This is a genomic window from Roseibium sp. (assembly GCF_048260565.1).
GTDB lineage: Bacteria > Pseudomonadota > Alphaproteobacteria > Rhizobiales > Stappiaceae > Roseibium.
This window is the reverse complement of sequence record NZ_JBLXGP010000008.1, coordinates 1-12,737: the sequence shown is the minus strand read 5'-3', so window position 1 is coordinate 12,737 and position 12,737 is coordinate 1. Positions and strand designations below refer to the sequence as shown.

General features: G+C 60.3%; 11 protein-coding genes. 5 read left to right on the top strand and 6 right to left on the bottom strand.

Annotated features, from left to right (window positions below):
- Positions 1–43 precede the first annotated feature (43 nt).
- The 5 genes from ACN0SO_RS16850 to ACN0SO_RS16830 form a co-directional block, all read right to left on the bottom strand.
- Positions 44–823 (bottom strand): ABC transporter ATP-binding protein, encoded by a 780-nt coding sequence (locus ACN0SO_RS16850; RefSeq protein WP_417679818.1) that lies wholly within the window; start codon positions 821–823, stop codon positions 44–46.
- Positions 820–1,575 carry an ABC transporter ATP-binding protein gene (locus ACN0SO_RS16845; RefSeq protein WP_417679816.1) on the bottom strand — a complete coding sequence of 252 codons (756 nt, stop codon included), beginning with the start codon at positions 1,573–1,575 and terminating at the stop codon, positions 820–822. The genes ACN0SO_RS16850 and ACN0SO_RS16845 overlap by 4 nt, the downstream gene beginning before the upstream one ends.
- Before the next feature lie 12 nt (positions 1,576–1,587).
- Entirely contained in the window at positions 1,588–2,721 is a 1,134-nt protein-coding gene (locus tag ACN0SO_RS16840; RefSeq protein ID WP_417679814.1) for a branched-chain amino acid ABC transporter permease, read from the bottom strand.
- A gap of 5 nt (positions 2,722–2,726) precedes the next feature.
- Positions 2,727–3,755: a branched-chain amino acid ABC transporter permease gene (locus ACN0SO_RS16835; RefSeq protein ID WP_417679812.1), complete on the bottom strand. Its 1,029-nt coding sequence runs from the start codon at positions 3,753–3,755 to the stop codon at positions 2,727–2,729.
- 198 nt (positions 3,756–3,953) lie between these two features.
- Complete coding sequence (locus tag ACN0SO_RS16830) at positions 3,954–5,306, bottom strand: substrate-binding protein (RefSeq protein ID WP_417679810.1); 1,353 nt, start codon at positions 5,304–5,306, stop codon at positions 3,954–3,956.
- 432 nt (positions 5,307–5,738) lie between these two features.
- On the opposite strand from ACN0SO_RS16830, the gene ACN0SO_RS16825 reads away from it, so the two are divergent.
- The 5 genes from ACN0SO_RS16825 to ACN0SO_RS16805 all read left to right on the top strand — a co-directional run bounded on the left by ACN0SO_RS16825 (position 5,739) and on the right by ACN0SO_RS16805 (position 11,726).
- Positions 5,739–6,353 carry a pyridoxamine 5'-phosphate oxidase family protein gene (locus tag ACN0SO_RS16825; protein WP_417679808.1) on the top strand — a complete coding sequence of 205 codons (615 nt, stop codon included), beginning with the start codon at positions 5,739–5,741 and terminating at the stop codon, positions 6,351–6,353.
- Positions 6,354–6,543: 190 nt separating this feature from the next.
- The gene (locus tag ACN0SO_RS16820; RefSeq protein ID WP_417679806.1) at positions 6,544–8,589 is read left to right on the top strand and encodes a M3 family metallopeptidase; all 2,046 of its coding nucleotides are present in this window, start codon (positions 6,544–6,546) and stop codon (positions 8,587–8,589) included.
- A gap of 73 nt (positions 8,590–8,662) precedes the next feature.
- A complete protein-coding gene (locus tag ACN0SO_RS16815; RefSeq protein WP_417679804.1) occupies positions 8,663–9,052 on the top strand; it encodes a DUF423 domain-containing protein in 390 nt (129 codons plus the stop codon).
- Positions 9,053–9,101: 49 nt separating this feature from the next.
- Positions 9,102–10,508, top strand: coding sequence for a cytochrome P450 (locus ACN0SO_RS16810; protein WP_417679802.1), 1,407 nt, complete (start codon positions 9,102–9,104; stop codon positions 10,506–10,508).
- 297 nt (positions 10,509–10,805) lie between these two features.
- Positions 10,806–11,726: a ketopantoate reductase family protein gene (locus ACN0SO_RS16805; protein WP_417679800.1), complete on the top strand. Its 921-nt coding sequence runs from the start codon at positions 10,806–10,808 to the stop codon at positions 11,724–11,726.
- Between the two features lie 6 nt (positions 11,727–11,732).
- On the opposite strand, the gene fghA is transcribed toward ACN0SO_RS16805, so the two are convergent.
- A complete protein-coding gene (gene fghA, locus ACN0SO_RS16800; protein WP_417679799.1) occupies positions 11,733–12,560 on the bottom strand; it encodes an S-formylglutathione hydrolase in 828 nt (275 codons plus the stop codon).
- Positions 12,561–12,737: the final 177 nt, after the last annotated feature.

Here is a 12,737-nt window from a genome sequence, read left to right as displayed (position 1 = left end):
GCCCTCGGGCGCCGGCCTTCCGGTTTCACATCAAGGGGAACCGTCAGATCGCGAGATATTCCTGGCGCAGCTCCGCGTTGTCGAGAACCTCCTGCGCGCTACCGTCGAAAACGACCTCGCCCATGTCGAGGATCACCGCCCGGTCAGCCAGATGCAGCGCCGCGATCGCATTCTGTTCGACGATGATCGTCGTGATGCCCAGTTCCTTGACCCCTTCCAGGATACGCTCGATCTCCTGCACAATCACAGGGGCAAGCCCTTCATAGGGCTCGTCCAGGAGCAATAACTTGACGTCCCGGGCCAACACCCGTGCCAGCGCCAGCATCTGCTGTTCCCCGCCGGAAAGGGTCACAGCTTCCTGGCTCTTGCGTTCGGCAAGGCGCGGAAAATGGTCATAGATGCGCTCGATGGACCAGCCGATCGGAGGCGCGATCTGCGACAGTTCCAGATTTTCCTCAACCGTCAACCCCGGGATGATCCGCCGATCTTCCGGCACCAGACCGACACCATTGCGGGCTGCCTCATGGCTTTTCATGGAATGCAGCGGCTTGTGATCCAGCCAGATCTCGCCGTGAGTCAGGCGCGGATTGTCCATGCGGGCGATCGTGCGCAGGGTCGAGGTCTTGCCGGCACCGTTACGGCCCAGAAGCGCCAGGATCTCGCCTTCGCGAATATCGAAGTGAACGCCTTGAACGATGTAGCTCTCGCCGTAATAGGCGTGAAGATCCCAGGCCGAGAAGAAGGCCGGAGCGCCGCCCTGAGGCTTGACCGGCTTGACCCCGGGGGCCTGGCGTCCTTCGAACTGATTATCCAAAAGGGTCATAGATGCGCTCCTCCGAGATAGGCTTCCTGAACGCGGGGATCGCCCTTGATGTCCTGCGGCTTTCCTTCGGCAATGATGGTTCCCTGAGCCAGAACGGTCACTTTCTCGGCCAGCGAAAACACCACATGCATGTCATGCTCGATGATAACCTTCGTGATATCGCGATCGCCGATACGCTTCAGCAGATCGATGGTATTGTTGGTGTCGGCACGCGACATACCGGCAGTCGGTTCATCGAGAAGCAGGAGCTTCGGATCCTGAGACAGGCACATGGCCAGTTCCAGGCGCCGCTTGTCACCACGCGACAGGCTGCCGGAGTGCATATCCTTCTTCTCGACAAGCCCCACGTCCTCGAGCATGTGAAGCGCCTTGTCGCGGATCTCCGTATCCTGATCGAGACGCTTGAAGGCGCGCAGTGCAAACTGACCGTCCCGCTTTGCCATCGTCGGGATCAAGACGTTTTCCAACAAGGTAAGGTCGGCGAAGATTTCAGGTGTCTGGAACACACGCGAGACGCCGACCTGATTGATTTCATAGGGCTTCATGCCCGTCAGCGAGATATCGCCGAACATCACCGTTCCGGTGTCCGGTATCAAACGGCCGATCATGCAGTTCAGGAAGGTAGACTTTCCGGCGCCGTTCGGGCCGATGATCGCATGCACCGTTCCCTGTTCGACCGCAAAATCCACATTGTTGAGGGCTCTCAAACCGCCAAACGATTTGTTCACGCCCGAGACCTTGAGAATTTCCATTTCAGTGTTCCCTTACTCGGCCGGAGCTGTTTCTGATTTCTTGGCGGAGCCGCCAAGGCGCTTGAACAGTCGTCCGATGCGCGCCAGGCCTTCCATGATGCCTCCGGGAAGGAAGATCACGATCAGCATGAACAGGACGCCGAGGGTCAGATGCCAGCCTTCGCCCACGAAAAGGCTCGTGATTGCGACGACGGGTGTTTCGATGAAATCGGGCAGGAAGCCGAAGATCGAATGCAGGGTCTGGTCGTTGAAGGCCGAAAAGATATTTTCGAAGTACTTGATCAGGCCCGCTCCGAGGATCGGTCCGAGCAGGGTTCCGGCACCGCCCAGAATGGTCATCAGCACCACTTCGCCCGATGCCGTCCACTGCATGCGCTCCGCGCCCGCCAGCGGGTCCGTAATGCACAGCAGTGCGCCCGCGAGCCCGGCATACATGCCCGAGATCACGAAGGCGGCCAGCGTGTAGGGACGCGGATTGAGGCCGGTATAGGTCATCCGGTTCTGGTTCGACTTGACCGCCCGCAACATGGTTCCGAAGGGCGAACGGAAGATCCGCTGCGCAATGAAGAAACCGATGATGAGAAGGACGGCACAGAAATAGAACCCCGAATAACCGGTCATGTCATAGCCGAATATGGACGAGATCAGTGGTCCCTCGGCCCGCGTCGTACTATCGAAGATCCGCGGATCGGTTTCCAGCACGCGCAGGCCGGTTTCACCGTTGGTGATCGGTGTCAGAACCGAATAGGCGAGATTATAACACATCTGCGCGAAGGCGAGCGTGAGGATCGAGAAGTAGATCCCCGAGCGCCGCAGGCTGACGTAACCGATTGCCAGGGCGAAGATACCGGAGGCCACGATTGCGGCGATCACCGCCGGGATCGGGTTCATGCCGAGCAGCTTGAAGGTCCAGACCGCCGTGTAGGACCCGACGCCCAGGAATGCGGCATGGCCGAACGACAGATATCCGGTCAGGCCGAACAACAGGTTGAAACCGGTTGCGAACAGGCCGTAGATCGCGAACTTCTGCAAAAGGTCCGGGTAGCCTGCGCCGATCGGCGCCAGCCAAAGTGGCATGGTCAGTACGGCCGCCGCGAAGACCAGGAAAAACACGATGTCGCGTATGGAAGACGTTTTGGAATTCATTTTTCTTAGTTCTCCATAACGCCCTTGCGGCCCAGCAGCCCGCGCGGACGCACAAGCAGAATAACCACAGCGACAAGATAGATGATGATCTGGTCAATGCCCGGGAAGATTTCCTTGACCTCGTTCATGGAAGCGAAGGACTGCAGGATACCGAGCAGGAAGCCGGCCGCGACCGCACCGGGCAGTGAGCCCATGCCGCCGACGACGACCACCACGAAGGACAACACCAGGAAGTCCATACCCATGTGATAGTCGGGTGGCAGGATCGGCGTGTACATCACACCCGCAAGACCCGCCACGACGGCAGCGATCGCGAACACGATCGTGAAACGGCGCTCAATGTTGATGCCGAGCAGCCCGACCGTTTCCCGGTCGGCCATGCCTGCGCGCACCACCATGCCGAAGGTCGTGAACTGGAGAAAGGCGAAGACGGCGGCAATAATGATCGCTGAAAAGAGCAGATAGACCATCCGCCACCACGGGTAGACGATTGCGCCGGGATCCATGCCGAGCATGGCCCCGATGTCGGCAGCTCCGCGCACCACTTCAGGCGCGACCTGAGGGATCGGGTTGGCGCCGAAAATCGACTTGATGATTTCCTGAAGGACGATGGCGAGTCCGAAGGTCACCAGGATCTGATCCGCATGCGGACGATTGTAGAAATGCTTGATCAGGCCCCGTTCCATCGCGAAGCCGATGATCAGCATCACCGGAACGGCAAGCAGGATCGACGCCGGAACGGAATAATTCACCACCCAGGTACCGAAATCGCCGAGCCATGCCTCCACATAGGGCGTACGCACCTCAAGTGGCGTGCCCCAGGCCGTGGTCCGGGTCGGATCGACAGTAACCGTTTCCAGGGTGAGAAGCTGGTTGAAGGTGACCGCACAGAAGGCGCCCAACATGAACAGCGCGCCGTGCGCGAAGTTCACAACACCCAGCGTGCCGAAAATGAGGGTCAGACCAAGGGCGATCAGCGCATAGGCGCCCCCTTTGTCCAGACCGTTCAGAAGTTGAAGTAGGATGACGTCCATCTGTTTTGCCGGAGTTCTCTGCCCAAAGCCGCTGTGCGGGATGAGAAAAAGTGGGAACCGGTTTTCCGCCCGCATCCCGCACCAACTAGTCGGATATGATCAGTTTGACGATATTCGGTGGCTTCGACTGAAAATCGCACCTGATCCCGAGAAGGCGGTCGCCCATGAGGGGCGGCCGCCTGTGGTTTTTATCGCCGATCAGGCGCCGTTGTTGCAGGTGCCGAGATCACCCTTAACGTCTTCCATGTCGGGAGCATACTCGACTTGGGCACGCGGAGTGATTTCGACGACTTCCAGAAGGTCGAACTGGGAGGTCGGGTTTTCCTTACCCTTCACGACCAGAACGTCCTTGAAGCACTGGTGGTCGGCACCCCGGTAAAGGGTCGGTCCATTGCCCATGCCGTCGAACTCGAAGTCCTCGAGAGCCGCACCGACCGCGCAAGGCTGGAAGGTACCGGCCCGCTGGGCCGCATCGGCGTAAAGGAGAGTCTGCACGTAGCAGGTATGGGCTGCCTGGCTCGGCGGGAAGCCGTATTCCTGACCGAAGGACTTAACGAAAGCCTTCGAGCCTTCGTCCTGCAGCGACCAGTGCCAGTTGGTGGAACCGAAGATGCCCTTGACGTTGTCGCCGGCACCCTGAGCCATCAGACGGGAGTACAGCGGAACGATGATTTCGAACTTCTTGCCGTTGACCATCTTGTCGCGAAGGCCGAACTGAACCGCCTGGGTCAGGGAGTTCACCATGTCCTTGCCGTAGTGGTTCAGGACCAGTACGTCAGCACCCGAGTTCAGCACCGGAGTGATGTACTGGGAGAAGTCGCCTGCGCCAAGCGGGGTGCGCACGGCAGCGGTCGTTTCCCAGCCCATGGCTTCGGTGTACTTCTTGATGGACCCTTCCTGGGACCAGCCCCAGGTGTAGTCGGCGGTCAGGTGATAGGCCTTGCGGTCCGTGCCGTAGTTGTTCTTCAGCACCGGAGCAAGAGCCGCGCCGGACATTTCCGTGTTGAAGAAGTGACGGAAACCGTTGGCGCGCCGGTCCTTGCCGGTGGTGTCGTTGGAGTGGGTCAGACCGGCCATGAAGATGACGCCGGCTTCCTGGCAGAGCGACTGAACGGCAATGGCCACGCCGGAGGACGAACCGCCGGTGATCATGATGGCGCCGTCCTTTTCGATCATGCGCTTGGCGGATGCGCGCGCCGCGTCGGACTTGGTCTGCGTGTCGCCAGTCACGAAGGCGACCTTCTTGCCGTTCACACCGTTGCCCTGGAGAGCCTTGGACGAGAAGGTATTCAGCATCCCGCCGTCGCCTTCACCGTTGAGGTGCTTGACGGCCAGCTGGTAGGCGCGCAGTTCGTCAGCGCCTTCATCGGCATACGCGCCGGTCTGCGGCACGTTGAAGCCGAGGGTGACTTCAGCACCGGTCGGTTCGTTCAGATAGCCGGCGGACCATGCGGAGCTGGTGAAGATGGTCGGCGTTGCCAGCGCAACACCACCAGCCGTACCTGCCTTCAGAATCGAACGACGGTTAAGGGGTTTGTGAATAAGGGTCATACTTTCCTCCCAGAAAGGCCCGAAAAAGCCTGGACGAATATCTACGGAACAATCCGCAGTCGGCGAGCATGTCCCATGACTTTTCCCAACCGGTTTCCCGGATCCATGGCCAAAGGGCACGCAAGCTGGGCAGACTGTAAAAACACGCGCAGCCTGCGAGCAATACGACTATCGACGCGGTATACGTGAAAACATGTTTGGCACGCGCTCGCCAAGGACCGGGTAAAAAGAGTCGCTTCGCCCTGGTTGCTGCAACGCAAATATGGTTTCCATTCAAGATAACATAGGCTTAATCATTTCATCACCGCAGTGCAAAAGAACGTTCAATCAAATAGTCGGCTAAAGAACTCCTTTCTCGCATTAGTCGAAAGTCAAATGCCGAAATGCCGCTTGTGGTAAATTTCACCGGACACAGGACAGCGGAAAGCCTTCATGACAGACACAATCACCTCCATCGACGCACTTGAACGCATCTACGGCGTTCCGGTCGCCGCTGCCACCGTCAAGGTCGCGGACCGGGTCACCCCCCTCTACCGGCAGGTGATCGACGCCTCGCCGTTTTGCGCCTTGGCGACGGCAGGTCCCGAAGGGCTGGACTGCTCTCCCCGCGGCGATCCCGGCACCTGCGTCTACGTGGATGATGAAAAGACGCTGCTCATCCCCGATCGCCGTGGCAACAACCGGATCGATTCCCTGCGCAATATCGTCCGCGATCCCCGGGTGGCGCTGATGATGCTCATACCGGGATCCGGCAGCACCCTTCGGATCAACGGGCAAGCGGAACTCACCGTCAATCCGGACCTGTTGCAACGCTTCGCCGTAAAGGGCAAGGAACCCCGCTGCATCATTCGCATCACCATAAACGAACTTTACTTCCAGTGCGCCAGAGCTGTCCTTCGCGCCGGGCTTTGGGATCAGGCGGCACACATCGACCCCGCCTCTCTTCCGACCCCGGGCGAGATCCTTGCGGACATGTCGAACGGCGAGACCGGAGGCGAGGCCTATGACCGGGAATGGCCCGAACGCGCTGCGAAGTCGATGTGGTAGGCGCCGGTAATCGTCACCAGGCCGCTGATCCTGCCCCCCGGCGGGTTGAAACATGACGCGGTGATTGGGCCGGCAACATCCCGAAAAGGGGGAAATTGTGCCGCACCGGACAAGCTTCGCTTTGACGGCTGCCGGTCCGACCCCATATGACATTTAGTCTGTTTTCTTATTCCTCCCTACAGGACCTTCCATGCCGCAAAATCCGCTTCTTTCCGACTGGACCACGCCCTTCGAGCTGCCGCCGTTTGCCGATATCAAACCGGACCATTTTACAGAAGCCTTCGAAAAAGCCATGGCCGAAGGCCGGGCTGAAGTGGATGCGATCGCGGATCAGCAGACCGAGCCAACCTTCGAGAACACGATCGTGGCGCTGGAAAAGGCAGGCGAAACCCTGAGCCGGGTGGCCAGAACCTTCTTCAACCTGTCCGGGGCGCACACCAACCCGGAGCTTCAGGCCATCGAACGCGATATCGCACCCAAGCTTGCCAAGCATTCCTCGGAAACGCTCCTGAACGGCGTCCTCTTTGACCGCATCGCCGCCCTATGGGACAAGAAGGACGACCTCGGCCTGAACGAGGAGGAAGCCCGCGTCCTGGAACGCTACCACAAGATGTTCCAGCGCGCCGGTGCCGGACTGGAAGCAAACGACAAGTCTCGCATGGCGGAAATCTCTCAGCGGCTGGCAACGCTGGGCACCAGCTTCTCCCAGAACGTCCTGAAGGACGAAGCCGATTACCAGCTCGTGCTGGAAACGGAGGAAGACCGGGCCGGCCTGCCCGACTTCCTGCTGGCGGCCGCCGAGGAAGCGGCGCGCGAGCGTGGCCTGAACGGCAAGCATGTCATCACCCTGTCGCGTTCCTCTATCGAACCATTCCTGCAGTTCTCCTCCAACCGCGCCTTGCGCGAGGAAGCCTTCAAGGCCTGGAGCGCGCGCGGCGAGAATGGCGGAGACACCGACAACCGCGCCATTGTCGCCGAAACCATCGGTCTCAGGGCGGAAAAGGCAAAGCTGCTCGGCTTCGACACCTTCGCCGATTTCAAGCTCGACGACACCATGGCGAAGACCCCGCAAGCCGTCCGCGATCTTCTGATGAAAGTCTGGCAACCGGCGGTCAAACGGGCTGCAGAGGAAGAAGCCAAACTCGCCGACATGGCCCGTTCCGAAGGCGGAAACTTCAAGATCGCCCCTTGGGACTGGCGCTACTATTCGGAGAAGGTCCGCAAGGCGGAGCACGACCTGGATGAGGCGGAGATCAAGCCCTACCTGCAGCTCGACCGCGTCATCGCAGCCGCTTTCGACACCGCCCACCGCCTGTTCGGCCTCAATTTCGAGGAAAAGAAGGGCCTGCCCGTCTATCACCCGGACGTCCGGGTGTTCGAGGTGACCGACCGGGACGGCAAACATGTCGGCCTGTTCCTGGGCGATTATTTCGCTCGACCCTCGAAACGCTCCGGCGCCTGGATGAGTGCCTTCCGCTCCCAACACAGGCTGAAAGGCGATGTCTCGCCGATCATCGTCAACGTGATGAACTTCTCCAAGGGCGCGCCGGGTGAGGCCACCCTCTTGACCTTCGACGATGCCAACACGCTGTTCCATGAGTTCGGCCATGCCCTGCACGGGCTTTTGTCGAATGTGACCTATCCGATTATTTCCGGAACCAGCGTCGCCCGGGATTTCGTGGAACTGCCCTCCCAGCTTTACGAACACTGGCTTTCGCGGCCGGAAGTGCTATCGCGCTATGCGGTCCACTACCGGACCGGCGAACCGATGCCGAAAGATCTGCTGGACAAGCTGCTGGCGGCAGAAAACTTCAATCAGGGCTTCGCCACGGTCGAATACACCGCCTGTGCGCTCGTCGACCTGGAAGTGCATCTCCTGACCGATACAGACAAACTCGATGTCACCGCCTACGAAAGACAAGCGCTGGCGAAAATCGGCATGCCGGAGGCGATCACCATGCGCCACCGGGTACCGCATTTTGCTCATGCCTTTGCAGGCGACGGTTATTCCGCCGGCTATTACAGCTACATGTGGTCGGAAGTCATGGACGCGGATGCCTTCGGCGCCTTCGAGGAAGCCGGCGACATTTTCCACAAGGAAACGGCGGAACGGCTCTACACCCATATCTATTCCGCCGGCGGCCGTCCCGATCCGGAAGAGACCTATAAGGCATTCCGGGGCCGTGCGCCGAAGATCGATGCACTGCTTGAAAAGCGGGGACTTGCGGCTGCATGATGCGGAGCGCAGGCACGAAACATCACCGCCTGCTTTCTCGACACAGACCGGGCTTGGCACCATGAGTCACAGAATGATCCCCACGCAGGGCGAACCAACGTCGGCTCTGCTGCGCACCTGTCTGATCCTGGGTGGAATCGCAGGAGCGGCAGGCGTCATGCTGCTGGCTATGGCCGCGCATATGGATACGACCGGCCTGATCGAAACGGCGGCCCAAATGCTTCTGTTTCACGCCCCGGCCATCCTTGCGATCGGCGCCCTCAGCCAGACCCACCAGTCGCCGTTTCTGCTCTATGCGCTGATCCTGATGGTCGCAGGCCTTGCCCTTTTCTGTGGCGACCTCACCAGCCGCGCCTTCGCCGACCGGCGGCTGTTTCCCATGTCCGCCCCCACTGGCGGTACGATGGTGATCATCGGCTGGGCTGCGGTCGTTCTCGCGGCCTTGCGCATTCGTCCCAGATAGGTCAAGGATCGGCTAAATTAAAGATCGTTTAAATGAGAAGGAAACGGGTGTGACCCTCGCCGATCCCGTGAACGAAAAGGCCCCGGCGGAAGACTTCATACCGCCCTACCCCTACCGGTATCAAAGTGCGCCTCCGGTCTGGAAGCTGATCGGCATGGCGAAGAAGAATTTCCTCTCCATCTGGAGCACTGAGGATTTCCGTGGCCGACTGAGAAGCCGCAAGGTGTTCAGCCGGGAACTCGTCGTCTGCAACAGGCCGGATGTGGTCCGCGAGGCCTTTCAGGTAAATCACGAGACATTGCAGCGCAAAAGCCCGCAGATGCGCCATGCGCTGGAGCCGCTCCTGGGCGACGGGCTGTTCGTCAGCGACACGGAAACCTGGGCGAAACGGCGCAAAGTGGTCGCGCCCATTATTCACGGCTCGCGCGTGCCGGGTTTTGCCCCGATCATGGTCGACACGATCCTGGAAAAGCGCGCCGAATGGGCCGCCCTCGGCGAAGGCGCGGAAATCGACGCGCTGGCGGAAATGGCTCACCTGACGGCGGAAATCATCTGCCGCACGATCTTCGGCCGCCAGCTTGGCAAGAACTACGCCAGCGAGGTCGTTCAGGGCTTTTCGGAGTACCAGAAATACATCGACCAGGTCGACATGATCTCCATGTTCGGGCTGCCCGAATGGCTGCCCCGCTTCCGCGGCAGCGCGATCAGGAAGTCCAAGGAACGCATCCTGAGCGTGCTCGATGAAATCATCGACAGCTATCAGGCCCAGAAGGAAGCCGGTGAAGCCTCAGTGATCGGCGGACTGCTGGAGGCACGCGACGAGGATGGCAATCCCCTGTCGAGGGACGCAATCCGTAATGAGGCGGCGGTGATCTTCATGGCCGGCCACGAGACCACGGCCAACACGCTTGCCTGGTGCTGGTACCTTCTGTCCCAGTCGCCGCGTGTCTCCGAAAGGCTTCACAAGGAGATCAACAAGGCGATCGGCGGCCGTACGCCTGACTTCAAGGACGTCGCCAATCTGTCTTACATCCGCGCGGTAATCGAAGAGGCATTGCGCTTGTATCCGCCGGTGCCGATCCTCGCCCGCGAAGCGATGGACGACACCGAAATTAGCGGCAAGCGGATCGCCAAGGGGGCGCTGGTCATGGTCGTTCCATGGCTGCTGCACCGCAATCCAGGACTGTGGGAAAAACCGGACGCCTTCTGGCCCGAACGATTTCTCAAGAGAAGGTCTAAGAAGCCCAACAAATACGGTTACGTTCCCTTCAGCATCGGCCCGCGGATCTGTGCCGGCCTGCAATTCGGCCTGACCGAGGCAATCCTGAGCCTGACGATCCTGGCGAGGGATTTCGATCTGAAACTTGTCCCCGGCACCGATGTCCAGCCGGTCTGCCGTCTGACCTTGCGGCCGGGCGACAAGCTGCCGATGACGGTGCACCCGCGCCGGGCCTGAGATTGCGCCATTACCCCGCGGCACGCCGCCACTGGCTGCGCCACCCGATTGAGGGAACCGTCAACCGGATCTTCCACGAACTTCTGCGGTTTACGCCCTGTGAGGTGACGTCGGGGATCGGCGCGGCACTGAGCCCCTTTCTCCTCGCGAAGCCCCGAATGGACAACCGGATGAAAGCTCACACCTGGAGCATCGGACGCCACCAAACCGATATCCCTCACTATTTCGCAACCTGCCCTTGGCAAAAATCCGAAGCGGCCTGTACATAAGTTGAAAAGCTCACGGGAGATCAGTGGCATGGATATCGTAATACTCGGCGCAGGCGCACTCGGTTCGGTCCTGGGAGGCCTGATGGCGCGCGCGGATATTCCCGTCACGCTTCTGGACGTCAACCAGGCCCATATCGACGCGATCAACGATACCGGCCTGCGCCTGGATCTGGGCGGTGAAAGCAACACCTGGAAAATTCCGGCTATGCGTCCGGAAGATTACACGGGTCCCGCCGACCTCATTATCCTGCTGACCAAGACGATGCACACGGCCACTGCCCTGCAGTCGGTGGAACGGCTGATCACGGCCGGCGCTCATGTACTGACCATCCAGAACGGTCTCGGCAATGCCGACCGCGTCGCCGAATACGTGCCGGACGACAATATCCTGGAAGGTTCGACCATGATCCCCGCGGATCTGAAAGGGCCGGGCCACGCAGCCACCCATGCGGGCATGGCGACGACCTTCAAGTCCCTGACCCCTCGGGGCCGTCCTTTCGCCGAGAAACTGGCCGAAATCATGGAGCCGGTCGATTTCGTGCTCGATGATCAGGCGGATGTGGTCATCTGGCAGAAGGCCGCCTTCAATTGCGCGCTCAACACCATCAGCGCGCTCTGCGGCGCCCGCGTCGGCGACATCGCCAACGAGCCCAGTGCCGTCGTTCTCGCCAAGGCCGCGGCCGATGAAGTCGTCGATGTGGCGAACGCCAAGGACATCGCGGCAATGATTGATGCGGTCCATGCCAAGATCGACGAGGCTCTCGCCCATCACAAGCCCCACAAGGCCTCCATGCTGCAGGATGTGGAGGCCGGGCGCCCGACGGAAATAGAGGCGCTATGTGGCATGGTGGAAAGGGAAGCGGCCGCCTACGACGTCCACGCCCCGATCAACAAGGCGCTCGCCGCCCTGATCCGGCTGAAGGAAAGCGCTGCAAAGGCGGAATGGTAGGCGCGATCAGCCTTTGAGCCGTTCCGCGTGCCACTGCACGTGGTCCCTGCCGAAGGTGGACACGAAATAATAGGAGTGGTCATAGCCTTCCTGCATCCGGAAGGTGGACGGTGTCCTTGTTTCGGCAAGGGCCGCCGCCAATGCTTCCGGCTTCAAAAGGTCGAGGAACTGGTCACTCGCGCCCTGATCCACAAGGATGTCCGATTTCCAGCCCTTGTCTCTCAGAAGCAGCGCGGCGTCATGCGCCGCCCAGACCGTTTCGCCCGTCCCCAAATAGGCCGACAACTGCTTGCGTCCCCAATCGGATGCCGTGGGATGGGCAATCGGAGCAAAGGCGGACAGCGACCGGTAGAGATCCGGATTGGCGATCGCCAGCGTCAGCGCCCCGTGTCCGCCCATGGAATGGCCGGTAATTCCGTGCGCATCGGAGACAGCGAACTTCTCCTGCACCAGGGCCCGCAGTTCCTTGGTGACATAGTCAAACATCCGGAAATGCGGTGCCCAAGGGGCTTCGGTTGCGTTCACATAAAAACCGGCACCCTGGCCGAGATCATAGGCCTCGTCATCCGCCACGCCTTCGCCGCGCGGACTGGTGTCGGGAAAGACCAGAGCCAGTCCGAATTCCGCGGCATGGGCCTGCAGGCCCGCCTTGGTCATGGCGTTTTCGTGGGTGCAGGTCAGGCCGGACAGATACCACAGGCAGGGCACTGGGCCGTCCGCGGCCTGGGGCGGCATGTAGACCGCAAACGTCATGTCGCAGGAGCAGGCTTCGGATGCATGGCTGTAAACGCCCTGTACGCCGCCATAGGCGCGGTTCTCGGAAACGGTCTTCATGTCTTAATTCCTTGAAATTTGCCTGAAAATTCAATCCGCACCTGACAATACCCGCCCTTCCCGGCTCAGGAGAAGGGCGGGATAAGCAGAACCGGTTCGACTGTCCTCAGTAGAGCACCACGGAGCGGATCGACTCTCCGGCGTGCATCAGGTCGAAGCCCTTGTTGATGTCTTCCA

Excerpts from the sequence above, each read along its gene's own strand:
- ACN0SO_RS16850 (WP_417679818.1), bottom strand. The coding sequence starts at position 823 with ATGACCCTTTTGGATAATCAGTTCGAAGGACGCCAGGCCCCCGGGGTC.
- ACN0SO_RS16845 (WP_417679816.1), bottom strand. The coding sequence starts at position 1,575 with ATGGAAATTCTCAAGGTCTCGGGCGTGAACAAATCGTTTGGCGGTTTG.
- ACN0SO_RS16840 (WP_417679814.1), bottom strand. The coding sequence starts at position 2,721 with ATGAATTCCAAAACGTCTTCCATACGCGACATCGTGTTTTTCCTGGTC.
- ACN0SO_RS16835 (WP_417679812.1), bottom strand. The coding sequence starts at position 3,755 with ATGGACGTCATCCTACTTCAACTTCTGAACGGTCTGGACAAAGGGGGC.
- ACN0SO_RS16830 (WP_417679810.1), bottom strand. The coding sequence starts at position 5,306 with ATGACCCTTATTCACAAACCCCTTAACCGTCGTTCGATTCTGAAGGCA.
- ACN0SO_RS16825 (WP_417679808.1), top strand. The coding sequence starts at position 5,739 with ATGACAGACACAATCACCTCCATCGACGCACTTGAACGCATCTACGGC.
- ACN0SO_RS16820 (WP_417679806.1), top strand. The coding sequence starts at position 6,544 with ATGCCGCAAAATCCGCTTCTTTCCGACTGGACCACGCCCTTCGAGCTG.
- ACN0SO_RS16815 (WP_417679804.1), top strand. The coding sequence starts at position 8,663 with ATGATCCCCACGCAGGGCGAACCAACGTCGGCTCTGCTGCGCACCTGT.
- ACN0SO_RS16805 (WP_417679800.1), top strand. The coding sequence starts at position 10,806 with ATGGATATCGTAATACTCGGCGCAGGCGCACTCGGTTCGGTCCTGGGA.
- fghA (WP_417679799.1), bottom strand. The coding sequence starts at position 12,560 with ATGAAGACCGTTTCCGAGAACCGCGCCTATGGCGGCGTACAGGGCGTT.